At 70.9% G+C, this 22,018-nt stretch carries 20 protein-coding genes and 2 riboswitches; of the genes, 8 read left to right on the top strand and 12 right to left on the bottom strand.

All coding sequences use genetic code 11. The features are described 5' to 3' along the window. Positions 1–35 precede the first annotated feature (35 nt). From cobG to cobJ, 4 genes are read left to right on the top strand one after another with little or no spacing between them, the layout of a single operon-like run. On the top strand, positions 36–1,397 hold the full coding sequence (gene cobG, locus DIE12_RS13205; protein WP_260426909.1) for a precorrin-3B synthase: 1,362 nt from the start codon (positions 36–38) through the stop codon (positions 1,395–1,397). Next, positions 1,390–2,016 carry a precorrin-8X methylmutase gene (locus DIE12_RS13200; protein WP_044843547.1) on the top strand — a complete coding sequence of 209 codons (627 nt, stop codon included), beginning with the start codon at positions 1,390–1,392 and terminating at the stop codon, positions 2,014–2,016. The genes cobG and DIE12_RS13200 overlap by 8 nt, the downstream gene beginning before the upstream one ends. Then, the gene (locus DIE12_RS13195) at positions 2,013–2,747 is read left to right on the top strand and encodes a precorrin-2 C(20)-methyltransferase (protein ID WP_044843548.1); all 735 of its coding nucleotides are present in this window, start codon (positions 2,013–2,015) and stop codon (positions 2,745–2,747) included. The genes DIE12_RS13200 and DIE12_RS13195 overlap by 4 nt, the downstream gene beginning before the upstream one ends. Next, positions 2,744–4,483 carry a precorrin-3B C(17)-methyltransferase gene (gene cobJ, locus DIE12_RS13190; RefSeq protein ID WP_124521774.1) on the top strand — a complete coding sequence of 580 codons (1,740 nt, stop codon included), beginning with the start codon at positions 2,744–2,746 and terminating at the stop codon, positions 4,481–4,483. Before DIE12_RS13195 ends, cobJ begins: the two co-directional genes overlap by 4 nt. A gap of 246 nt (positions 4,484–4,729) precedes the next feature. On the opposite strand, the gene DIE12_RS13185 is transcribed toward cobJ, so the two are convergent. The 4 genes from DIE12_RS13185 to DIE12_RS13170 form a co-directional block, all read right to left on the bottom strand. Further along, positions 4,730–5,473 (bottom strand): IclR family transcriptional regulator, encoded by a 744-nt coding sequence (locus DIE12_RS13185; RefSeq protein WP_124520777.1) that lies wholly within the window; start codon positions 5,471–5,473, stop codon positions 4,730–4,732. Between the two features lie 52 nt (positions 5,474–5,525). Continuing rightward, complete coding sequence (locus tag DIE12_RS13180) at positions 5,526–6,692, bottom strand: acyl-CoA dehydrogenase family protein (RefSeq protein WP_124485495.1); 1,167 nt, start codon at positions 6,690–6,692, stop codon at positions 5,526–5,528. A 105-nt stretch (positions 6,693–6,797) separates the two neighbouring features. Then, entirely contained in the window at positions 6,798–8,099 is a 1,302-nt protein-coding gene (locus DIE12_RS13175; RefSeq protein WP_124520779.1) for a CitMHS family transporter, read from the bottom strand. A gap of 117 nt (positions 8,100–8,216) precedes the next feature. Beyond that, positions 8,217–9,413 carry a CaiB/BaiF CoA-transferase family protein gene (locus DIE12_RS13170; RefSeq protein ID WP_124521777.1) on the bottom strand — a complete coding sequence of 399 codons (1,197 nt, stop codon included), beginning with the start codon at positions 9,411–9,413 and terminating at the stop codon, positions 8,217–8,219. Between the two features lie 272 nt (positions 9,414–9,685). Between DIE12_RS13170 and DIE12_RS13165 the strand changes: the two genes are divergently transcribed. Together DIE12_RS13165 and DIE12_RS13160 are read left to right on the top strand one after the other, a co-directional pair. Continuing rightward, the gene (locus DIE12_RS13165) at positions 9,686–9,928 is read left to right on the top strand and encodes a hypothetical protein (RefSeq protein ID WP_124521779.1); all 243 of its coding nucleotides are present in this window, start codon (positions 9,686–9,688) and stop codon (positions 9,926–9,928) included. Positions 9,929–10,073: 145 nt separating this feature from the next. Continuing rightward, complete coding sequence (locus tag DIE12_RS13160) at positions 10,074–10,502, top strand: NUDIX hydrolase (RefSeq protein ID WP_124521781.1); 429 nt, start codon at positions 10,074–10,076, stop codon at positions 10,500–10,502. Between the two features lie 15 nt (positions 10,503–10,517). On the opposite strand, the gene DIE12_RS13155 is transcribed toward DIE12_RS13160, so the two are convergent. The 8 genes from DIE12_RS13155 to DIE12_RS13120 form a co-directional block, all read right to left on the bottom strand. Beyond that, positions 10,518–10,844: a low molecular weight protein tyrosine phosphatase family protein gene (locus DIE12_RS13155; protein ID WP_124485499.1), complete on the bottom strand. Its 327-nt coding sequence runs from the start codon at positions 10,842–10,844 to the stop codon at positions 10,518–10,520. A gap of 36 nt (positions 10,845–10,880) precedes the next feature. Then, on the bottom strand, positions 10,881–11,453 hold the full coding sequence (locus DIE12_RS13150; RefSeq protein WP_124485500.1) for a DUF1993 family protein: 573 nt from the start codon (positions 11,451–11,453) through the stop codon (positions 10,881–10,883). Between the two features lie 128 nt (positions 11,454–11,581). Next, the gene (locus DIE12_RS13145) at positions 11,582–12,034 is read right to left on the bottom strand and encodes a YaiI/YqxD family protein (protein WP_124521783.1); all 453 of its coding nucleotides are present in this window, start codon (positions 12,032–12,034) and stop codon (positions 11,582–11,584) included. Positions 12,035–12,127: 93 nt separating this feature from the next. Then, complete coding sequence (locus DIE12_RS13140; protein ID WP_124521785.1) at positions 12,128–12,736, bottom strand: VWA domain-containing protein; 609 nt, start codon at positions 12,734–12,736, stop codon at positions 12,128–12,130. 68 nt (positions 12,737–12,804) lie between these two features. Then, a complete protein-coding gene (locus DIE12_RS13135) occupies positions 12,805–13,893 on the bottom strand; it encodes an ATP-binding protein (RefSeq protein ID WP_124521786.1) in 1,089 nt (362 codons plus the stop codon). Next, positions 13,890–17,702, bottom strand: a complete 3,813-nt coding sequence (gene cobN / locus DIE12_RS13130) for a cobaltochelatase subunit CobN (RefSeq protein ID WP_124521787.1) — start codon at positions 17,700–17,702, stop codon at positions 13,890–13,892. Before cobN ends, DIE12_RS13135 begins: the two co-directional genes overlap by 4 nt. A gap of 6 nt (positions 17,703–17,708) precedes the next feature. Then, a complete protein-coding gene (cobW, locus tag DIE12_RS13125) occupies positions 17,709–18,797 on the bottom strand; it encodes a cobalamin biosynthesis protein CobW (RefSeq protein WP_124521788.1) in 1,089 nt (362 codons plus the stop codon). A 25-nt stretch (positions 18,798–18,822) separates the two neighbouring features. Further along, the gene (locus DIE12_RS13120; RefSeq protein WP_124521789.1) at positions 18,823–19,881 is read right to left on the bottom strand and encodes a HoxN/HupN/NixA family nickel/cobalt transporter; all 1,059 of its coding nucleotides are present in this window, start codon (positions 19,879–19,881) and stop codon (positions 18,823–18,825) included. A gap of 184 nt (positions 19,882–20,065) precedes the next feature. Then, positions 20,066–20,329, bottom strand: a riboswitch (cobalamin riboswitch). A gap of 131 nt (positions 20,330–20,460) precedes the next feature. Continuing rightward, positions 20,461–20,697, top strand: a riboswitch (cobalamin riboswitch). A gap of 109 nt (positions 20,698–20,806) precedes the next feature. Between DIE12_RS13120 and cobA the strand changes: the two genes are divergently transcribed. Together cobA and DIE12_RS13110 are read left to right on the top strand one after the other, a co-directional pair. Beyond that, entirely contained in the window at positions 20,807–21,616 is an 810-nt protein-coding gene (cobA, locus tag DIE12_RS13115; protein ID WP_185500366.1) for a uroporphyrinogen-III C-methyltransferase, read from the top strand. Continuing rightward, positions 21,613–21,990, top strand: a complete 378-nt coding sequence (locus DIE12_RS13110) for a cobalamin biosynthesis protein (protein ID WP_124485507.1) — start codon at positions 21,613–21,615, stop codon at positions 21,988–21,990. The genes cobA and DIE12_RS13110 overlap by 4 nt, the downstream gene beginning before the upstream one ends. Positions 21,991–22,018: the final 28 nt, after the last annotated feature.

Raw genomic sequence — 22,018 nt, 5'->3', positions numbered from 1 at the left:
GATCCGCCCCCGATTCGAATCCTGCTTCGCCCGTCGTGCGCCCTTCGGCTTGCCCGGGGCTCGTGCGCGTCGTCGCGGCCGCCGACGGCGGGCTGTGCCGGATCAAGCTGCCGGGCGGCCGGCTCGACGCGCGGCAGGCGCGCGCGATCGCCGCCGTCGCGCGTGCCTGCGGCTCCGGCGCGATCGACGCGACCAATCGCGCGAATCTCCAGTTGCGCGGCATTCGCGACGGCACGGCCGATACGCTGGTCGACGCGTTGCTCGACGCGGGCCTGGGCCCACGCATCAACGCGGGCGAGGCCGCTGACGACCGCGCCGCGCTCGCCGCAAGCGACGACGTCCGCAACCTGATGCTCAGCCCGCTTGCGGGGCGCGATCCCGACGCGCTGCTCGACAGCCGCACACTCGCGCTTGCGCTGCTCGACATGCTGACGCACGAGCCGCGCCGCGGCGAACTGTCGCCGAAATTCTCGATCCAGCTCGACGGCGGCGAATCGGTCGCGGCGCTCGATCATCCGCACGACATCTGGCTCGCCGCGTGGCGTCGCGGCGACGGCGCGGTCCGCATCGCCGCGGGCCTGGCCGGCTGTCCGCCGGTCGCGCCCGGCGATCCGCCCGCCGCGTTCGACGTGGCGCCGGACCAGGCGGTCGCGCTCGTGCGCGCGTTGCTGCTGGCGTTCCTCGATCTCGCGCCGGCCGACGTCACGCGGATGCGCGCGTGGCTCGCGACCGGCGGCGCACGCGCGTTGCGCGAGCGTGCGCAGCATTACGTACCGTTCCCGCTCGAAGCCGATCCGGCACTGGCCGGCTGGCGGCGCACGCAAGCGGATGCCGCGCTGCGTTTCGGCGCACGGCCGTCGCGCGACGCGGATCGCTGCAGCATCGGCGCGCAGTTCGTGCTCGGCCGGCTCGACGCGTCGCAACTGGAACGGCTCGCGGCACTGGCCGACGCCGACGGCGACGGCACGCTGTCGATGACGCCGTGGCAAGGCGTGTTCGTGCACGGCGTGCGGCACGAACGTGCGCCGGCCGTGCTCGACGCGCTGGCGTCGCTCGGGCTCGTGTGCACGACATCCGACCCGCTGGCGGCGCTGGTCGCCTGCACCGGCAGCGCGGGCTGCGCGAAGTCGCGTGCCGATACGAAACGCGATGCGCTCGCGCTGGCCGCGCGCGTCGGCCATCCGGTCGACGTGCACCTGACCGGCTGCGAGCGCCACTGTGCGCTGCCGCACCCCGCGACGCATACGCTCGTCGCGGTCGCGCCCGCGCGCTACGACCTTTACCGGCGCGACGCCGCCGCGGGCCTCGGCGCCCCGCTCGCGCGCCATCTGACGATTGACCAGGCCGCGGCCCGACTGACGGGCGCGCGCCACAGCCAGGACACCACCGATGCTTGACTACATTCGCGACGGGCAGGAAATCTACCGCCAGTCGTTCGCGACGATCCGCGCCGAGGCCGACCTGTCGCAGGTTCCGCCCGATCTCGAGAAACTCGCGGTGCGCGTGATCCACGCGTGCGGGATGGTCGATGTCACCTACGACCTGCGCTTCTCGGCCGGCGCCGGCACGGCGGGCCGTATGGCGCTCGCGGCCGGCGCGCCGATCCTGTGCGACGCGAAGATGGTTGCCGAAGGCATCACGCGCGCGCGGCTGCCGGCCGGCAATCGCGTGATCTGCACGCTCGGCGAACCGGAAGTACCCGACCTCGCGCGGCATCTCGGCAACACCCGCTCGGCCGCGGCGCTCGAACTGTGGCGCCCGCATCTGGCCGGCAGCGTCGTCGTGATCGGCAATGCGCCGACCGCGCTGTTCCACCTGCTCGACATGATCGACGCCGGTGCGCCGCGTCCCGCGTTGATCCTCGGCTTTCCGGTCGGCTTCATCGGCGCGGCCGAATCGAAGGCGGCGCTCGACGCCGACAGCCGCGGCGTGCCGTACGTCGCGCTGCTCGGCCGGCGCGGCGGCAGCGCGATGGCGGCCGCCGCGGTCAACGCACTCGCGACGGAGGCCGAATGACGGCCCCGCGCGGACGCCTGTTCGGGGTCGGCGTCGGCCCAGGCGATCCTGAACTGATGACGATCAAGGCGCTGCGCGTGCTGCAGGCCGCGCCGGTGGTCGCGTATTTCGTCGCGAAGGGCAAGAAGGGCAATGCGTACGGAATCGTCGAGGCGCACCTGCGCGACGCGCAGACGCAATTGCCGCTCGTCTATCCGGTGACGACCGAGGCGCTGGCGCCGCCGCTTTGCTACGAGACCGTGATTGCCGACTTCTACGACACGGCGGCCGAGATCGTCGCGTCGCATCTCGATGCCGGGCGCGACGTCGCGGTGATCTGCGAAGGCGACCCGTTCTTCTACGGGTCGTACATGTACCTGCACGATCGCCTCGCGCCGCGCTACGACACCGAAGTGATCCCGGGCGTGTGCGCGATGCTCGGCGGCACGGCCGTGCTCGGCCAGCCGCTCGTCTATCGCAACCAGAGCCTGTCGGTGCTGTCCGGCGTGCTGCCGGAGGACGAATTGCGCGCGCGGCTCGCGCAGGCCGACGCGGCCGTCGTGATGAAGCTCGGCCGCAACTTCGACAAGGTGCGGCGCGTGCTCGACGAACTGGGGCTCGCGAAGCGCGCGCTGTACGTCGAGCGCGCGACGATGGCGGCCCAGCGCATCGTGCCGCTCGACGAAGTCGATCCGATGGCGTCGCCGTATTTCTCGCTGCTCGTCGTCCCGGGGGAAAAATGGCAAGGATGACGACTCCGCCCGCGATCGTGATTCTCGGCGCGGGCGCGCTCGATACCGCGCGGCGCATCCAGGCGCGTTATCCGGGCGCCGCCGTGCACGGGCTCGCGTCGCGCGTCGAGGCCGACGTGTCGTTCGACGAACTCGGCGCGCACCTGCGCGAACTCTACGCGCGCGGCTTGCCGATCGTCGCGCTGTGCGCGGCCGGCATCGTGATCCGTTGCGTCGCGCCGGCACTCGCCGACAAGGGTGTCGAACCGCCGGTACTCGCGGTCGCGGAAGACGGGTCGGCCGTCGTGCCGCTGCTCGGCGGGCTGACGGGCGTCAACGTGATCGCGCGCGAAATCGCCGAATGCCTCGGCGTCGCGCCGGCGATCACCACGAGCGGCGAACTGCGCTTCGGCGCATGCGTGCTCAACCCGCCCGACGGCTATGCGCTCGCCGATCTCCAGCAAGGCAAGCGCTTCGTGTCCGACCTGCTCGCGGGCGCGGCCACGCGCGTCGACGGCGCGGCGCCGTGGCTCGACGATGTCGCGCTGCCGCGCGACGGCGCGGCCGCGCATGCGATCCGCGTGACGCCCGATGCGTGGCGCGGCGCGCGGGACGAACTCGTGATCCATCCGCGCAGCGTGGTGGTCGGCGTCGATGCGCGCGGCGTGCGGGCCGATGCGGCGCCGTCGCTTGCCGAACGCATCGACGCGCTGCTCGACACGCACGGCCTCGCGCGGCTGGCGCTTGCCGCGCTCGTCGCACCGGCGACGTTGCTCGGCGATGCACGGGTCGAAGCCGCCGCACGGATGCTGGAGGTGCCGCTGCGCTTCGCCGATGTCGAAGGCGATGGTGATGGTGATAAGGCCCGCGCTGGCAACACCGCTGCCGCCACCCTGCTCGCCCGCACGTTGCGCGTCGCGCATACGCTGCGCGCAGCGACCGATGGCCTCGCGTGCGCGGTCGCTGCCGAGCCCGTCGATCCCGCCACGCTCGGCCGTGCACGCGGCCGCCTGACGGTGCTCGGCCTCGGCCCCGGCGACGCCGCATGGCTCACGCCCGCGGCGCGCAGCGCGCTCGCGGACGCCACCGATATCCTCGGCTATACGACCTACGTGACGATGGCCGGCCCGTTCCGCGCGGAGCAGCGCGTGCACGGCACCGACAATCGCGAGGAAATGCAGCGTGCGCGTCATGCGTTCGAACTGGCGGCCGAGGGCCGGCGCGTCGCGGTCGTGTCGTCGGGCGATCCCGGCGTGTTCGCGATGGCCGCGGCCGTGCTCGAAGCCCTCGACGAAGCGCGCGATCCGCGCTGGGCCGCGGTCGAACTGCGCATCGAACCCGGCGTATCGGCATCGCTCGCGACCGCCGCGCAGGCCGGCGCACCGCTCGGCCACGATTTCTGCGCGATCTCGCTGTCGGACAACCTGAAGCCGTGGGACGTGATCGAGACGCGCCTGCGGCATGCGGCCCAGGCCGATCTCGTGATGGCGTTCTACAACCCGATCTCGCGTGCTCGGCCGTGGCAGCTCGATCGTGCGCTCGATGCGGTGCGTGCGCACCGCGCGGCCGATACGGTCGTCGTGCTCGGCCGCGACATCGGCCGGCCCGGCGCGACGCTCGCGACGACGACGCTCGGCGCGCTGCGCAGCGATCAGGTGGACATGCGCACGATGGTGATCGTCGGTTCGTCGACGACGCGGCGTTTCGCGATCGGCGACGGGCGTGAGTGGGTGTATACGCCGCGCTGGTATCGCTGAACTTTGATGCGGATTGAGCCACAGTCCAGCCTTGCTGGCCGGGGCGGTGGCGTGGTTCGGGCGTCGAGCTGCCCGGATATCGCGCGGCAGCCGTACGCGTTCGCAGCGACCTTCGGGAAGCTCGACGGCGAGCGGCGTACCGGCACGTGATGCGATGCGGCCGTTCCCGGTCGCTATCCGGCATTCGCCATCGCGGCGAACGGACGCGAAGCGAAGCAGGCGCCCCGCCCCGCTTCGCGGCCTTTGCTACCCGCGCCCCTGCTCGGCCAGCAGCCGCGCCTTCGCATCGACCAGCAGCGCTGCATGCGTGTCGCGATGCTGGCGGATCCGCTCGGTCGGCCCGACGACCGACAGCCCGTACCAGTCGCCGTCGAGCGTCAGCGCGACCGCGATCGCCGACAGCTCGGGCGCGCTCTCGCCGAAGTTCTCGGCCCAGCCGAGTTCGCGAAACCGCGTGGTTTGCGCGACGAGCGCCGGCAGGTCGGCCACCGTCGCATCGGTGAAGCGCTCGAACGACAACTGCGCGCCGAGCGCCTGCTGCGCATCGCTCGCGAGTTCCGCGAAGATCGCCTTGCCGATCGAGTTCGCATGCAGCGGGCGCAGCTCGCCCGGCTGGCGCGTATAGCGGATCGCCTGCTCCGACTCGACGACGTCGAGATACGTGACCGACGCGCCCTGGATCTTGCCGAGCACGGCCGTCTCGCGGCTCGCGTCGCGCAGCGCGACGAGACGCGGATGCACGATGTCGACGACGGGATCGGTCGCGTCGATCGCGGCGGCGATCGTCTGCAGGCGCCGCGTCGGATAGTAGCCGCCGCGCTTGCGCACCTCGTACAGATAGCCGCGGCTCACGAGCGTGCGCGCCATCGCCAGGCAGCTCGACGCCGGCACGTTGAGCAGGCGCGCGAGTTCGGTGAGCGGCAGCGGCCGCCGTTCGGCGGCGAACAGCTCGAAGAGATCGAGCGTGCGGGCAACGAGTTTGACGTCCATGACGAGCGCTTGATTCGGAACGGGAAACGCGCGCCGGGCGAGCCGCCGCGTGTCAGTACGACTTCGGCAGCCCGAGCACCTTCTCCGCGATGTAGCACAGGATCAGTTGCGGACTCACGGGCGCGAGCCTCGGAATCATACACTCGCGCAGGTAGCGCTCGACATGGTATTCCTTCGCATAGCCCATCCCGCCGTGCGTCGCGATCGCCGTCTGGCAGGCCTGGAACGCGGCTTCCGCGCCGAGGTACTTCGCGGCGTTCGCCTCCGCGCCGCACGGCTGCCCCGCGTCGTAGCGCGTCGCGGCCTTCATCACCATCAGCCACGCGGCCTCGAGCTGCATCCACGCCTGCGCGAGCGGATGCTGGATCGACTGGTTCTGCCCGATCGGCCGGCCGAACACGACGCGCTCGCACGCATACTGCGTCGCGCGTCGCAGCGCGGCCTGACCGAGGCCGATCGCCTCGGCGGCGATCAGGATCCGCTCGGGGTTCAGCCCGTGCAGCAGGTAGCGGAAGCCGTCGCCTTCGTTGCCGATCAGGTCGTCGCGCGGCACGCGCAGGTTGTCGATGAACAGCATGTTCGAATCGACGGCCTTGCGGCCCATTTTCTCGATCTCGCGCACCTCGACGCGCGCACGGTCGAGGTCGGTGTAGAACAGGCTCAAGCCGTCGGTCGGCTTCGCGACCTGGTCGAGCGGCGTCGTGCGCGCAATGATCAGCATCTTGTTCGCGACCTGCGCGGTCGAGATCCAGATCTTGCGTCCGCTCAGCACGTAGTGGTCGCCGTCGCGGCGCGCCTGCGTGCTCAGGTGCGTCGTGTCGAGGCCGGCGTCGGGCTCGGTCACCGCGAAGCAGGCCTTGTCGCGCCCGGCGATCAGCGGCGGCAGGAAGCGCGCCTTCTGCGCGTCGTTGCCGAACACCTGCACCGGGTTCAGCCCGAAGATGTTCATGTGGACGGCCGAGGCACCCGACAGGCCGGCGCCCGACGCGCTGATCGTGCGCATCATCAGCGCGGCCTCGGTCATCCCGAGCCCGGCGCCGCCGTGGGCCGGATCCATCGCGATGCCGAGCCAGCCGGCCTCGGCGAGCGCCGCGTGAAAGTCGGACGGAAATCCGCCCGCGCGATCGCGCTCGAGCCAGTAATCGTCGCCGAAGCGTTCGCAGATTTTCTCGATCGCGCTTTCGATCGCGCGCTGGTCGTCGGTCAGGTCGAACTGCATGGATTGCTCTCCAGGAAACGTGAACGGCCGCGCCGCGCTCGAGACGATGTCGGCCTTCGAGGGGTGTCGGTGGCGGCCGGCGCGGCGCGACAGGCACGCGGACGCTCACAACGGAAACACGCCCGCCACGACCGCGGCGAAGACCATCAGCACGGTGGCGGCGAACAGGAACGGGATCGTGAACTTCTGGTGCTCGGCCAGCTCGACGCCGGTCAGGCCGACGATCAGGAACGTCGCGGGCGTGAGCGGACTGACCGGGAACCCGGTGGTCATCTGGCCGAGCAGCGCGGCCTGCGCCATCTGGATCGGCGGTACGCCGAGCAGCTTCGCGCTTTCCGCGAGCACCGGCAGCACGCCGAAGTAGAACGAATCGGGATCGAACAGCAGGCTGAGCGGCATCGACAGCAGGCCGAGCACGAACGGCATGTGGCGCGCATGCTCGACCGGCACGTGCGCGACGACGACCTCGGCCATCGCCTTCAGCATCCCGGTGCCGGACATGATCCCGGTGAACGCGCCGGCCGCGAGCAGCACGCTCGCCATCATCAGCGCGGCCTTCGCGTGCGCGTCGATCCGCTCGCGCTGCGCCTGCACGTCCGGATAGTTGATGACGAGCGCGGCGACCGTGCCGAGCATGAACATCACCATCGGGTCGACGATGCCTGACACCAGCGTGCCGAGCACGACGAGCGTCAGCGCCAGGTTGATCCGGAAGCGGCCGGGCCGGCGCAGCACGCGCTCGGCGTCGGTCAGCTCGCGCGGCGCGACCGCGAGCGACGCCGCGCCGGCGCGATCGAGCCCGAGCCGCTTGGCCTCGCGCACGCCGAGCATGTAGGCGGTGCCGAACACGAACGCGAGCCCGACGATCTGCACCGGGATCATCGGCATGAAGATCGCCGAGCCGGGAATGTGCAAGGCCGCCGACGCGCGCAGCATCGGCCCGACCCATGGCAGGAAGTTGACCCCGGCCGCCATCGACGCGACGCACGCGAGAATCCGCCGGTCCATGCCGAGCCGCGTATAGAGCGGCATCATCGCGGGCAGCGTGACGAGAAACGTGACGGCGCCCGAGCCGTCCAGGTGGATCAGCAGCGCGAGCAGCGCCGAGCCCGTCACGATGCGCGGCGGATGGCAGCCGATCACGCGCAGCACGCCCGCGATGATCGGGTCGAGCATCCCCGCATCGGTGAGGATTCCGAAAAATAGAATCGCAAAAACGAACATCCCGGCGATCGGGCCGATGTTCTGCACGCCGCGCACGATGAACGTGCCGGTCGAGAGTCCGAAGCCGGCCGCGAGCGACGCGGCCACCGGCACGACGATCAGTGCGACGAGCGGCGACAGCCGCTTCGTGATGATCAGGCCGAACAGCGCGACGATCGCGATCGCGCCGATCCATGCGAGCATGATGTGTCTCCTCTGGCGCCGGCGCGCGTCGGGCGCGGTGCGGCGCGATGTCCGAAGCGGCGTGCGGGCGTGCGGCGGCGTCGGGCGCCTTCGCACGGCCGCCGGCCGCCAGGCGTGTCAGTTGCGGCGCGTGCGGCCGGCGTTGTCGTTGGTGTCGTTGGCGTGGGCGGCGTCGCATGCATCCTCGGCAAACACCTGAGCCGCGTGTTCGTTCAGCGCCGGCGGCGGCCGCCGGTACGTGGCCGGTGTGCGGCCGAGCTTGATCGGCGACGCGATGCCGCGATGCCGGCCCAGTTCGACCTTCATCTGCCGATGCGCGACGTGCGGATGGTCGAGCGCCGCATCGAGCCCGAGCACCGGCGCGCACGGCACACCGCGGCGCATCAGCTGCTCGGCGAGCGCCGCGCCGTCGTGCGCGGCCAGCGCCGTTTCGAGCAGCGCGCGCAACGCGGCGCGGTTCGCGCTGCGCGCGCGGTTGTCGGCGAAGCGCGGATCGGCGGGCCAGTCGCGCGTGCCGAGCACGTCGCACAGCGCGGCGAACTGCCCGTTGTTGCCGACCGCGAGAAAGATGTCGACGCTCGCGGTCGGAAAACTGTCGTACGGCGTGATGTTCGGATGCGCGTTGCCGGTGCGCGCCGGCGCCTTCCCGGAATGGAAGAAATTCGGCGTATGCGGATGCAGGATCGACAGCGCGCAGTCGAACAGCGTCGCTTCGACGAACTGGCCGCGCCCGCTCGCATCGCGTTCGCGCAGCGCCATCAGCACGCCGAGCGCCGCGTTCAGCCCGGTGACGAGATCGACGATCGGCACGCCGACGCGTAGCGGCGCGCCGCCCGCCTCGCCGTTCACGCTCATCAGCCCGGCCAGCGCCTGCACGGCCGCGTCGTAGCCGGGCAGGCCGCCGAGCGGGCCGTCCGCGCCGAAGCCCGACACGCGGCAATGGACGAGGCGCGGAAAGCGCGCGTGCAGCGTGTCGAAGCCGAGGCCCCAGCGCTCCATCGTGCCGATCTTGAAGTTCTCGACCAGCGCATCGGCGTGCTCGAGCAGGCCGAGCAACCGCTCGCGATCCGCCGGCTGCGTCAGGTCGAGCGCGATGCCGAGCTTGTTGCGGTTCACGCCGAGGAAATACGACGCCGTGTCGCCGTCGAACGGCGGCCCCCAGGTGCGCGTCTCGTCGCCCGACGGCGGTTCGACCTTGATCACCTCCGCGCCGTGGTCGGCGAGGATCTGCGTCGCGTACGGGCCGCCCAGCACCCGCGACAGATCGATGATGCGCAACCCCGCCAACGCGCCCTGCTGCTTCAGTTCCGCCATGCGTCTCGCTCCTGCTTCCGGTTGATCGGACCGCCGGTTCCGCCGGGCCGACAGCAGCGGCACGGTTGTCCGGACTCGAAGAATAATTCTTGGGTGTGAATTTATATTCACACTCGAGAATTTCATTGTCAAGCAGGAGATGCCCCGGCGGCCGCGCCGAGAACGCGGCCGGCCGCAAGTGGGGACGCCACCGAACGCCGGCCGGTTGCCGCGCCGGGCCGCGATTCGCTAAGCTGGCGGACGGTGCTCAACTGAAGAAAGGCGGAGATTTCATGAAACGCATGCTGCTCGCGGCCATCCTGCTGGCGTCGACGCTGGGCGTCGCCCGCGCGCAAACCCAGACCTTCCATTTTGGCGAGGGACAATTACAGCCGCGGGCCGCCGCGCCGGTGGCACGACCCGCGCCGGTGCGCCCGCACGTGACGCCGCCGCATCACCACCGGCGTACCGTCCACAAGCAGCGCCACGGGCGGTCCGGAAAGCCGGCGCGCGCGGGGATCGACACGCACGCGTGAGGTGATCCGCGTTGCGCGCGACAACGCACGGAACTGTCACGAACGGCCGGTATGATCGGCGCGGCGGCTTGCATGCCGTCGTGCCCGGCGATCGGCCGACGTGTATTTCCCTTCACGATTGAGCACCAGTTTTGTTTTGCCGAACATGAATACCGGGCCGGATACCGTCGTCAGCATCAAGGAACGCGCCACGATCGTGTGCCGCCAGCGCAGCAGCGTGCTGCTGGTCGCCCGTACCGCGGCGCGCTGGTCGCTGCCGGGCGGCACGATCCGGCGCGGCGAGACGCCGCTGGAGGCCGCGCAGCGGGAACTGGCGGAGGAAACGCGGCTGGAGGGGCTCGCGCTCGACTACGCGGTGCAGTTCGGCGGCCTCACGAAGCTCCATCACGTGTTCGTGGCCGACGTGCCGAAACACCTGACGCCACGCGCGAGCAACGAGATCGCGCGCTGCAAGTGGTTCGACGTCGAGCGGCTGGAGACGCTGCGTGCGAGCGTGCCGACCCGCAAGATCATCGAGCTGCTGCACCTCGACCGCTTTTCCGCGCTCGCGGACGGGCCGCTTCGCCCGCGCTGAACCGGCCCGCGCGGCTCACGCGCGCAGCAATGGCCCGGCCTTGCGCTCGAGCAGTGCGACCAGCTCGGGCTGCATGTAGGCGTAGCGATCGGGGATGTCGAGACAGACGATCTTCTTTTGCTTCAGCCGGGCGCCGAATCGGGCGTGTAGCTTCGCCTGGTGCGCGCGTTCCATCACGAACACGATCTCGGCCCATTCGAGCTGTTCCGCGGACAGACGCGTTTCCGCGTCGGGAGCGAGGCCCGCGGAGTCGGTTTCGACGCCCGGCCAAGCGGCGAACACCGCCTCGGCCGTCGGGCTGCGCAGCCGATTGCGGCTGCAGATGAACAGGGCGCGTGTCATGCCGGTGCGCGGCGGCGGGATCGTCCGCTCGACCGTTCAACCCTGCGGAATCGTGCCGGGCCGCACGTAGGCCAGCATGTGCGGCACGTAGTCGGCCTTGCCCAGCTCGACGCCGTGATGGCGCAGGATCGCGTACGCAGCGATCGAATGAAAATAGAACTGCGGCAGCGCCCAGTCGCGCACGTACTGCTCGCCCGTCATGTCGAACGCGATACCGTTCGGCAGTGCGAGCGCGATCGGCAGCGCGGCGCCGCCGTCGAGTGCGTCGGGCGCGAGTTCGCCGAGGAACGCGATCGTGCCGGCGAGGATGCCCTGCGCGTCGCCCAGCGTGCCGGGCTGCGCATCGGCATGCCAGCCGGCTTCCCGCAACGCCAGCAGCGCGTCCGGCAGCGGTTCGCCGCGCAGCCGGTAGACGGGTTCCATCGCCTGGAAACACGAAAACCGCACCTGGGCGGCAAGCGGATACATGTCGGGTGCGAGCTTCAGCGCGAGCACCGCATCGGGCGCGTCGCCGGCGGCCTGCCGGTGCGCCACGGCCTTGTCGAGCCACGCGGATTGCGCGCGCAGCATCTGGGTGAACGTTGGAACGAGAAGTTGAGTCGGTGACATCCATGCCCTCCGGTGGGTCGTTCGCGCCACGACATCGATGCCGGGGCAGCATCCGTATTCTGCCGTAGCGGACGGTTCGACGCGAAACCGGTGACGTATCGCACGATCGACGCGCGGGGCCTGATGTGTCACGGCTTGCCGTGGCGTGCCAGGAACCGGTCGAGCTGCGACGCGAACGTCTTGCCGTCGCGTGCGCTGAACGGGGCCGGCCCGCCCGTGTCGATGCCCGCGCTGCGCAGCTGATCCATCATCGCGCGCGTCGACAGGCGCTCCTCGATGTTCTCGCGGCTGAACCAGTTGCCGCGCGGGTCGAGCGCATGCGCGCCCTTGTCGAGGACGGCGGCGGCCAGCGGGATGTCGGCGGTGATCACGAGATCGCCGGCTGCCGCGAGCTCGACGATCCGCGCATCGGCCACGTCGAAGCCGGCCGGCACCTGCAACGCCTTGATGAACGGCGACGGCGGCGTGCGCAGGAACTGGTTCGCGACCAGCGTCACGCAGATCTCGGCGCGACGCGCGGCGCGAAACAGCATGTCCTTGATGACGGCGGGACACGCGTCGGCATCGACGAGTACTTGCATGGAAGGCATTCCGGTGAGTAGAAACGGCGATCATAGCGCAGCGCCGGCAATCGGCCCGCCCGGCCCGCCCGGCCCGCGCGCTCGATCACCGGATCAGCCGGCCAGCCGTGGGCACAGCGACGCGGCCGTCATCCATTGCGCGCCCCATGCATCGGCGAGCCGCCTGCCCTGCCCGATCCGCACGGCTGCATCGTCGAAATCGACGAACACGACGTGATCGGCGGCCGCCGGTTTCGGCGGTGTTTCGCGCGTGCGCCCGTCGGACAGCACCCACAGCCAGCGCTGCTGGTCCGGCGTGCGCCGTGCGGCGCCGGCGAGCAAGTGTCCGGCGGCGGCGATGCCGTCCGCAAGCGGCGTGCCGCCGCCGCCGTCCACCGGATCGAGCCAGCGCGCATTCCACCAGCGCGGCACGGCCGGGCCGAAGCGCCGCTCGGCGCCGTTGCCGCCGAAACAGATCAGCGCGGTTTCGACGCGGTCGCGCGCGGCCTGGTCGAAGTACGCGACGATCAGCCCTTTCGCGAGCGCGAGCCGTTCGTGCGACAGCATCGACGCCGAACAGTCGAGCACGAAGCAATGGAGTGCGCGCGGCGTGCCGGCCTGCTTGCGAAAACGCAGGTGGTCGGCGTGCAGCGGGCCGCCGCGCTTCGCGGCGAGCGTCGCCGGCCATGCAACGGCCGTGCCGGCACGCACCGTACCCGGCACGCGCGCGGCGGCGCCTGGCAGCCATCGAGGACCGCGAACGGTGTTCGCGGCGGCGTCGGCTCGATGGCTCAGCGTTTTTTTAGCGGCAGCGGCACCACGCCTTTCACGTCGCGCAGTCCGGCGGGCTCGGGCGGCAGGTAGCCCCAGTCGCCTTGCGACGCCATTGCATCGTTTCGTGCCGTGCCCGGTCGATGATCGGGCTGCCGGCGCAGGTCCGGCGGCGCAGGGTCGTCGCGGTCGCCGCCGCCCTCTGCATTCGACTGCGACGCGCCCGACGACGGCGGCGCACCCGCATGACGCCGATGCCGCAGCACCGCGTCGGCCACGCGTTCGACATGTGACACCGTCACCGCGTCGGCCTGTTCCAGCGCCGCGAGTGCGCGCGCGGCGCGCAGCATCACGAGGTCGGCGCGCAGGCCGTCGACGGCCGCGTCGATGCACAGCGCGCTGACGCGCGCGTGAACCGCATCGTCGAAATCCAGCGTCGACAACTTTGCCCGCGCCGCGTGGATGCGGTCGCGGAGGTCGCGCTGTGCCGTCGCGTGACGTGCGCGAAACGCATCCGGATCGAGATCGAACGCGAGGCGCGCCTTCACGATCTGTTCGCGCTGCGCGGCGTCGAAGCAGTTCGCGAGTTCGACCATCAGCCCGAAGCGGTCGAGCAATTGCGGGCGCAGTTCGCCTTCCTCGGGGTTCATCGTGCCGACCAGCACGAAGCGCGCGTCGTGCGCATGCGACACGCCATCGCGCTCGACCACGTTTACGCCGCTCGCGGCGACGTCGAGCAGCGTATCGACGAGCCCGTCGGCGAGCAGGTTCACCTCGTCGACGTACAGCACGCCGCGATGCGCGCGCGCGAGCAGGCCCGGCCGGAAGCGCACGCCGTTTTCGGCGAGCGCATGCGCGAGATCGAGCGTGCCCGTGACCTGCTCGTCGCTCGCCGACAGCGGCAGCGTGACGAATGCCCCTTCGGGCAGCAGCTCGGCGAGCGCGCGCGCGGCGGTCGATTTCGCGGTGCCGCGCGGCCCGCTGACGAGCACGCCGCCGAGCGACGGGTCGATCGCCGCGAGCAGCAGCGCCTGCTGCAGCGGTTGCTGCGCGACCAGCGCCGCGAACGGGAATACCGCGCGTGCGTGCTGCGTCGTCGGATAGGTCATCGCCGTCCTCCTTCCTGAAGTTGTTCGCTGTCGAGCCAGACCGCTTCGATCCGCTCGCGATAGTCGCCCGGCTGCTGCCACAGCCCGCGCTGCATCGCTTCGACGAAGCGTTCGCAGATGCCGTGCAGCGCCTTCGGGTTGTGGCGTTCGAGGAACGCGCGCGTGTCGTCGTCGAACAGGTACGCGTCGGCGACGAGCGCGTACTGGTGGTCCGACAGCACGCGCGCGGTCGCGTCATAGCCGTACAGGTAGTCGACGGTCGCGGCCATTTCGGCCGCGCCCTTGTAGCCATGGCGCTTGACGCCGTCGAGCCATTTCGGATTGACGACGCGCGAGCGGATCACGCGCGCGATCTCCTCGCGCAGCGTGCGCATCTTCGGCGCGGCCGGGTTCGCATGGTCGCCGTGATAGATGCTCGGCTGCTGCCCGGACAGGTGCCGGACGGCCGCCGTCATCCCGCCCTGGAACTGGTAGTAGTCGTTCGAATCGAGGATGTCGTGTTCGCGGCTGTCCTGGTTCTGCACGACCACGTCGATCGTCGCGAGCCGCTCGCCGAACACGTCGGGCGCGGGCTCGCCCGCGCTGTTCTGCGCGTATGCGTGGCCGCCCCACTGGCGGTACGCATCGGCGAGATCGGCGTCGCTCTGCCAGTGGCGCTGGTCGATCAGGTCCTGCAGGCCGGCGCCGTAGCTGCCCGGCCGCGCGCCGAACACGCGCCAGCCGGCACGGCGTCGCGCTTCGTCCGGCGCCACGCCCCGCTCGATCCACGTTGCGCGTTCGCGCTCGACGCGCGCGCGGATCGGGTTCAGGGCCTCCGGCTCGTCGAGCGCGGCGACGGCCTGCACGGCGGCGTCGAACAGGTGCATCAAGTTCGGGAACGCGTCGCGGAAGAAGCCGGACACGCGCAGCGTCACATCGATGCGCGGCCGGTCGAAGATCTCGATCGGCAGGATCTCGAAGTCGGTCACGCGATGGCTGCCGTGCGCCCATTTCGGCCGCACGCCGAGGAGCGCGAACGCCTGCGCGATGTCGTCGCCGCCGGTGCGCATCGTGGCCGTCCCCCAGACCGACAGCCCGATCGCGCGCGGATAGTCGCCGTGATCCTGCAGATGACGTTCGATCAGCTGCTGCGCGGATTTCAGCCCGAGCGACCACGCGGCCTGCGTCGGCACCGCGCGCGTATCGACCGAATAGAAGTTGCGGCCCGTCGGCAGCACGTCGGGGCGGCCGCGCGACGGCGAGCCGCTCGGCCCCGGCGGCACGAAGCGGCCATCGAGCCCGCGCAGCAGCTGGCGCATTTCCTCGCCGCCGCACGCGTCGAGCGCGGGCATCAGCGTCGCGCGCACGCGTTCGATGACGGCGAGCGTATGCGGCCAGTCGCCGGGCGGCGTCGTGCCGATCCCGGAAGCGCCGGACGTGCCGGCCGCACACACGCCGTCGAGCCACTGCTGCGCGAGCCGTTCGAGCCGCTCGCGCGTGTCGCCCGCATGGCGCCACGGCGATGTGTCGAGCGCCTGCAGCACGGCCGGCCGCGGGCCCGTCCACGGCGCGGCCCAGTCGGCCGCGAGCGGATCGAAATCGTCGCCGAGCGCGAGATCGCGCGCGAGCGCGCCGATCAGCCCCGCACGTTCGCCCTTGCCGTCGCCGACCGGAAAGCGCGCGAGCGCGAGCAGCGTGTCGCGGCGCTGACGCTCGGCCGGCGACGCGCCGAACACATGCAGCCCGTCGCGAATCTGCGCTTCCTTCAATTCGCACAGCCACGCGTCGACGCGCGTCAGCAGCGCATCTTCGTCGCCCGCATCGCGCGGCGGCGACACGCTCAGTTCGTCGTGCAGCCGGTGTTCGGCGATCGTCGCGAGGATCGTCTTGCGCAGCAGCTTCGCGCGCCGCGCATCGACCATCAGCGCCTCGTAGTATTCGTCGACCTGCCGTTCGAGATCCTGCAGCGGGCCGTAGTTTTCCGCGCGCGTGAGCGGCGGCATCAGGTGATCGATGATCACCGCCTGCGCGCGGCGCTTCGCCTGGCTGCCCTCGCCCGGATCGTTGACGATAAACGGATACAGGTGCGGCAGCGGCCCGAGCGTCAGGTCGGGCCAGCACGCGTCGGACAGCGCGACGCTCTTGCCCGGCAGCCATTCGAGGTTGCCGTGCTTGCCGAGGTGGATGACCGCGTCGATGCCGAACGCATCGCGCAGCCAGAAATAGAACGCGAGGTACGCGTGCGGCGGCACGAGATCCGCGTCGTGGTAGCTCGCATAGTCGTTCTCGCCGCGCGAACGCGACGGCTGGATGCCGACGAACACGTTGCCCGCGCGCCAGCCGGCGATCGTGAAGCGCCCCTGCCGCAGCGTCGGATCGGCTTCGGGCGGGCCCCAGCGTGCGTTCAGCGCGTCGCGCACGGCGGCCGGCAGTCGCGCGAAATGCGCAATGTAATCGGCCAGCGCGAAACTCTGGAACGCCGGGCGCAATGCGCGCACGGCCGGGTCGTTGGTCACGCCTTCGGTGAGCCGCGCGATCAGCGCGTCGCCGTCGGCCGGCAGGTCGGCCACGCTATAGCCCGCGTCGCGCAGCGCCGCCAGCACGCGCAGCGCGGACGCCGGCGTGTCGAGCCCGACGCCGTTGCCGATCCGCCCTTCGCTTTGCGGATAATTCGCGAGGATCAGCGCGATGCGCTTGTCGGCAGGGTCGAGCGTGCGCAGCCGGCACCAGCCGCGCGCGAGCGCCGCGACGAACGCGATCCGTTCGGCGTCCGGCTGGTAGCGCACGACGTCGACCTCGGTGTGCGGACAACGATATGCCAGCCCCTTGAAGCTCACCGCGCGGGTGACGATGCGCCCGTCGACTTCGGGCAACGCGATGTGCATCGCGATGTCGCGCGCGTGCAGCCCCTGGTTGTCGGCCACCCACGCGTCGCGGTTGCCGCCGGACAGGATCACCTGCAGCACCGGCGCGTCGCCGGCGAGCACGTCGGGCTCGGGGCTGTCGATCGCGCCGGCCGCGAAGGCCGTGGTGTTCAGCACGAGCGCGACACCGTGCGTGTCGCACAGCCGCGTGATGACCTCGCGGCTCACGGCATCCTTCAATGACGTGACGGCGATCGGCAGCGGATTGAGCCCTTCGCGCACGAGCGCATCGGCCAGCGCGTCGAACACGGCGGTGTTCGCGGCCTGCCAGTGCGCGCGATAGAACAGGATCGCGACGACGGGCGCGCCGGGCGTCCAGCGCGGACGCCAGTCGTCGACGCTCGCCGGGTCGCGCGCCGGGTGATACAGCGCGGCGGCCGGCAGCGGGCGCGGCAGCTCGGGTTCGTCGCCGACCCCGAGCGTATGGAACGCGATGCTGCGCAGCAACGCTTCGGCGTTGTGCATCCCGCCTTCGCGCAGATAGCGCCACCACAACCGGCACAGGTCCGGCGCGACCGTGCTCTTCGCGACGAGGTTCGGATCTTCCTGCAGGTCGCCCGAGAACATCGCGAGCTGCTGCCTGCGTTTCGACGCGAGCGACACGGCCTGTTCGATCCCGTACGGCCAGTACGCTTCGCCGCCCAGATGATCGATCACGACCGTCTTCGCATGACGCAGCACGTCGTCGACATAGAAATCGACCGACGCCGGCTGCCGCAGGAACGTGACGTTCGCGAGCCGCACGCTCGGAAAGCCGGCCGGCAGCTTCGGCACGACGCTGGCCAGCAGCGACAGCGTCGTGTCGGCCGAACTCAGGATCACGATGTCGGCCGGCTGCTGGTCGATCCGGACGACACCCTGCGTATCGTCGACGAAGCCGCCCGGCGTGGTGCGCAGCAGATGCATCGTGCGTTACGCCTGTTGCGGCTCGGCCGCGCACGCGACGTCGAACGCGCGCTGCAGCGCGGCCGCGTCGAGATCCTCGCCGATCAGCACGAAGCGGCTCGCACGCGGTTCGCCGTCCTGCCAGCGACGGTCGAAATAGCTGTCGAAGCGGCGGCCGACGCCCTGGATCACGAGCCGCATCGGCGCATCGGGCAGCGCCGCGAAGCCTTTCGCTCGGTAGATCGTGTGCGTCTCGACGACACGCTGCAGCGCGGCGATCGTCGCCTCGCGCGAGCCCGCGTCGCCCGACACCACCACCGAATCGAATTCGTCGTGGTGATGGTCGTGATCGCCGTCGTCGGCCGAGCCGTGATGGTCGTGCCGCAGGTGGATCGTTTCCTCCGATGCCGATTCGAGGCCGAGCAGCATCGCGAGGTCGAGCTCGCCGCGCGTCGCGCGCACGACCTTCACCTGCGGCGGGATCTCCTCGCGAATCGCGGCTTCGACCGCGGCGAACTGCGCGTCGGCGACGAGGTCGGCCTTGTTCACGATCACGAGATCGGCGGACGACAGCTGGTCGGCGAACAGTTCATGCAGCGGCGATTCGTGGTCGAGGTTCGGATCGGCGCGGCGCTGCGCGTCGACGGCCTGCGGGTTATCGGCGAACTGGCCGCTCGCGGCGGCCGGCCCGTCGACGACGGTCACGACCGCGTCGACCGTGAAGCTGTTGCGGATCGTGGGCCAGTTGAAGGCCTGCACGAGCGGCTTCGGCAGCGCGAGGCCCGACGTCTCGATCAGCACGTGATCGATGTCGGCGCGGCGCTCGACGAGCGCTTCCATCACCGGATAGAACTCCTCCTGAACGGTGCAGCACAGGCAGCCGTTCGCGAGTTCGTACAGCTGGCCCGACGCTTCGGTGCGGGCGCCCTCGGCATCCTCGCAGCCGATCCCGCAGCCCTTGAGGATTTCGCCGTCGATGCCGAGCTCGCCGAATTCGTTGACGATCACCGCGATGCGGCGGCCTTCTGCATGCTGCAGGATGTGGCGCATCAGCGTGGTCTTGCCGCTGCCGAGAAAGCCCGTGACGATCGTGACGGGAAGCTTGCGTAGGGTCATGGTGGGTCCTGTGTCTAAGAGGGAGTCAGGCCGAGAGCGTCACGTCGATCTCGTCGTAGCGTTTGAGGCGGTAGATCGCGGCCGATACGATCCAGCACGCGACGAACAGGCCGATCACGACGTAGCCGAGCATGCCGAAATGCGATGCGACCATCGTCGCGAAATCCCATACCGGGCCCTGCAGCGAGAGTTTGTCCGCGAGCAGCGCGAGCACCTCGATGCCGCCGATCAGCGCGGCAACCAGCACCGACACGAACGTGATCGTCATGTTGTAGTAGATCTTGCGGATCGGCCGCACGTACGCCCAGCGGTACGCGCCCATCATCAGGATGCCGTCGGTCGTGTCGACGAGCGTCATGCCCGCGGTGAACAGCACCGGCAGCACCATCACCGACCAGAACGACAGGCCGCCCTGCACCTGCGTGGCCGAAATGCCGAACAGCGCGATCTCGGTCGCGGTATCGAAGCCGAAGCCGAACAGGAAGCCGACCGGATACAGGTGCCAGCTGCGCGACACGAGGCGGAACAACGGCCGGAACAGGCGGGCCAGCACGCCGCGCTGGTTCATCAGCATGTCGAGGTCGGCGTCGACGATCGGCTCGCCGCGGCGTGCCGCGCGAAACGTCCGGTACACGGAGATCAGGATCAGCAGGTTCGCGGCCGCGAGCACCAGCAGGAAGAACGCCGACACGCTCGTGCTGATCACGCCGCCCCAGGTCTTCATGCTCTCGAAGCGCGCGAGCGACGCCGCGGTCAGCGCGACCGCGACCGACATCACGATCACCACCGTCGAATGGCCGAGCGAGAAGAACAGGCCCGCGCCGAGCGGGCTGCGGCCCTCCTGCATCAGCTTGCGCGTGACGTTGTCGATCGCGGCGATATGATCGGCGTCGACCGCGTGGCGCAGCCCGAACACGTAGGCGAGCAGCGCGGTACCCAGCAGCACGGGCTGGTCGCGAAACGCGATGAAGGCCCAGATCCACGCGCCGACGTTGAATGCGACGAGCAATGAATAGATCGCGGCGATTTTGCCGCGCAGCCCGGACGGGCTGTCGTTGAACAGGCGGAAGAACGAGTCGAGCATGATGCTCCTTTGCGAACGGTCGACATGATGTATGCCAACACGGCCGTCGTCGGCCTGCCCGCGGAGCTGGCCGTTCTTCGCCCCGGCCCGCACGCGTGCAGCGGCTGACGGATCGGCGAAGGAAGGGCAACGCCCGGGCGTCCGGCGAACTGCGGCCGTGGACGATGCGCCGCCTCCCCGCGGCGCTGAACCCCAACGTCTCGGCCGGTATCCGGGCTGACGAACACGCCGCTTCGCCTTCCCGGATGCGCGGCATCCAGTGGCGGTCGTCCGCATGCGGCAGGCATGCGGCGAAGCGGCGCTGCATCGCGCTGGGCGCGACGCGTTCGCTTACCGTTGCGGGGGCAGCACAGGTTGGTCCGACTGCGGCGCAGGCAGGCTCCCTGTTTCCCGTTTAACTGCGCGCGCCGGAGGAGCGCGCGCGAGCACCGAAACGCGTGCGAGTGTAGGCGGCGGTGCGGGGAGCGTCAAGGTAAAGGCGGAACGGCCTGCCGCGGCGCGTCCGGCGTGGTGGCGGCATCGCACCGGGGGCGCTTGCGGCGCTCGCGCGGCGGGTTCGCGCGGGCCGACCGCTGTGCTATCGTATGCGCCGCGTTCGGTGCTCGCATGCGCATTCCGCGCACGCAGTTAAACGGGAAACAGGAGGCGGAAGTCCGCCCGGCCTGTGCTGTCCCCGCAACGGTACGCCGCCCGCGCGCCGCGGTTCCCCCCGCACGCGCCCAGGCCGCCCGCGATGCCACTGCCCTTCAGCGGGCGGGAAGGCTGCGGCCTGGCAAGCGGCCAGCCCGGATACCGGCCGACGCAAGGGGCGAGCCCGCTGCTCGCCGAACGCCCGATCCGCGGGGGACGGATGGGGTGCGCTTTCCGCCCGCGTTCGCGCGGGCTTCGCCCGATCCGTCATGCCTTGCCTGTCCGCCGGCCGCCGATGCGCCGCTCGCTGTCCCCTTTCCACTGCCACGACACGGTGTGCGCCGTGCCGCGCCCGATGAGCCGCGCCTGGCTCGTCGGCGCCGGCCCCGGCGACGCGGATCTGCTGACGCTGAAGGCCGTGCGCGCGATCGCCGCGGCCGACGTGCTGCTCGTCGACGATCTCGTGAACCCCGATGTATTGCGCCATGCGCGCGCCGACGCGCGCATCGAGCACGTCGGCAAGCGCGGCGGCCACGCGTCGACGCCGCAGGAAACGATCGTCGCCGCGATGCTCGCGCACCTGCGCGCGGGCCGCAGCGTCGCGCGGCTCAAGGGCGGCGATCCGTTCGTGTTCGGCCGCGGCGGCGAGGAGCTGCTCGCGCTCGGCGCGGCGGGTTTCCCGGTCGAGGTCGTGAACGGCATCACGGCAGGTATCGCGGCGCCGGCCGCACTCGGCATTCCGGTCACGCATCGCGGCGACGCGCAGGGCGTGATCTTCGTCACGGGCCACGGCGCGGGCGCCGACGAGCCCGACTGGCGCGCGCTGGCCGCGACGCGGATGACGATCGTGATCTACATGGGCATACGCCGGCTCGACACGATCGTGGCCGCGCTGCGTGACGGCGGCGTGCCCGGCGACATGCCGTGCGCGGCGATCGAGAACGCGACGCGCGACGGGCAGCGGCACGCGCTCGCGACGCTCGACACGGTCGTCGAACGCGTGGGCGCCGCCGGTATCGGCTCGCCCGCGATCGTCGTGATCGGCCGCGTCGCGGCGCTCGCCGGCGATCCGGCGGTGCGCGCGGCGCTCGGCGGCAGCGCATGATGCGCGTCGCGCTCGGCGTCGGTTTCCGCGCGGGCGTGACGGCCGCGCAACTCGATGCCGCGATCCGCGCGGCGCTGGCGCGCTACCCGGACGCCGAGCCGGCCGTCGTCGCGACGCTCGCCGACAAGGCGCGTGCCCGGCCGCTGCGCACGCTGTGCGCACGCCGCGGCTGGCCGCTCGTCGCGTTCGACGCGGCGCAGCTCGCGCGGTGCCCCGAACCGGCCTTGAGCGGCCCGTCGGCTGCGGCGCTCGCGCGTTTCGGCGTCGCGGGCGTGGCCGAGCCGTGCGCGCGGCTCGCGGCGCCCGATGGCCGGCTGCTCGGCCCCAAATCCATCCGGGACGGCGTGACGGTCGCGCTCGCCGGCCCGCTCTGAACCTTTTGTTTCGCTTTCGACAGGACGA

The organism is Burkholderia sp. Bp9015, assembly GCF_003853505.1.
GTDB lineage: Bacteria > Pseudomonadota > Gammaproteobacteria > Burkholderiales > Burkholderiaceae > Burkholderia.
The sequence above is the reverse complement of the archived record's forward strand: the minus strand, read 5'-3'. Positions and strand labels throughout refer to the sequence as shown.

What these genes read in the sequence shown, in the direction of transcription:
- DIE12_RS13135 (WP_124521786.1), bottom strand. Translation starts at nt 13,893, where the DNA reads ATGACCTATCCGACGACGCAGCACGCACGCGCGGTATTCCCGTTCGCG.
- cobA (WP_185500366.1), top strand. Translation starts at nt 20,807, where the DNA reads ATGCGCCGCTCGCTGTCCCCTTTCCACTGCCACGACACGGTGTGCGCC.
- DIE12_RS13120 (WP_124521789.1), bottom strand. Translation starts at nt 19,881, where the DNA reads ATGCTCGACTCGTTCTTCCGCCTGTTCAACGACAGCCCGTCCGGGCTG.
- DIE12_RS13165 (WP_124521779.1), top strand. Translation starts at nt 9,686, where the DNA reads ATGAAACGCATGCTGCTCGCGGCCATCCTGCTGGCGTCGACGCTGGGC.
- DIE12_RS13170 (WP_124521777.1), bottom strand. Translation starts at nt 9,413, where the DNA reads ATGGCGGAACTGAAGCAGCAGGGCGCGTTGGCGGGGTTGCGCATCATC.
- DIE12_RS13195 (WP_044843548.1), top strand. Translation starts at nt 2,013, where the DNA reads ATGACGGCCCCGCGCGGACGCCTGTTCGGGGTCGGCGTCGGCCCAGGC.
- DIE12_RS13155 (WP_124485499.1), bottom strand. Translation starts at nt 10,844, where the DNA reads ATGACACGCGCCCTGTTCATCTGCAGCCGCAATCGGCTGCGCAGCCCG.
- cobW (WP_124521788.1), bottom strand. Translation starts at nt 18,797, where the DNA reads ATGACCCTACGCAAGCTTCCCGTCACGATCGTCACGGGCTTTCTCGGC.
- DIE12_RS13185 (WP_124520777.1), bottom strand. Translation starts at nt 5,473, where the DNA reads ATGGACGTCAAACTCGTTGCCCGCACGCTCGATCTCTTCGAGCTGTTC.
- DIE12_RS13180 (WP_124485495.1), bottom strand. Translation starts at nt 6,692, where the DNA reads ATGCAGTTCGACCTGACCGACGACCAGCGCGCGATCGAAAGCGCGATC.
- DIE12_RS13110 (WP_124485507.1), top strand. Translation starts at nt 21,613, where the DNA reads ATGATGCGCGTCGCGCTCGGCGTCGGTTTCCGCGCGGGCGTGACGGCC.
- DIE12_RS13145 (WP_124521783.1), bottom strand. Translation starts at nt 12,034, where the DNA reads ATGCAAGTACTCGTCGATGCCGACGCGTGTCCCGCCGTCATCAAGGAC.
- DIE12_RS13150 (WP_124485500.1), bottom strand. Translation starts at nt 11,453, where the DNA reads ATGTCACCGACTCAACTTCTCGTTCCAACGTTCACCCAGATGCTGCGC.
- DIE12_RS13175 (WP_124520779.1), bottom strand. Translation starts at nt 8,099, where the DNA reads ATGCTCGCATGGATCGGCGCGATCGCGATCGTCGCGCTGTTCGGCCTG.
- cobN (WP_124521787.1), bottom strand. Translation starts at nt 17,702, where the DNA reads ATGCATCTGCTGCGCACCACGCCGGGCGGCTTCGTCGACGATACGCAG.
- DIE12_RS13200 (WP_044843547.1), top strand. Translation starts at nt 1,390, where the DNA reads ATGCTTGACTACATTCGCGACGGGCAGGAAATCTACCGCCAGTCGTTC.
- cobJ (WP_124521774.1), top strand. Translation starts at nt 2,744, where the DNA reads ATGACGACTCCGCCCGCGATCGTGATTCTCGGCGCGGGCGCGCTCGAT.
- DIE12_RS13160 (WP_124521781.1), top strand. Translation starts at nt 10,074, where the DNA reads ATGAATACCGGGCCGGATACCGTCGTCAGCATCAAGGAACGCGCCACG.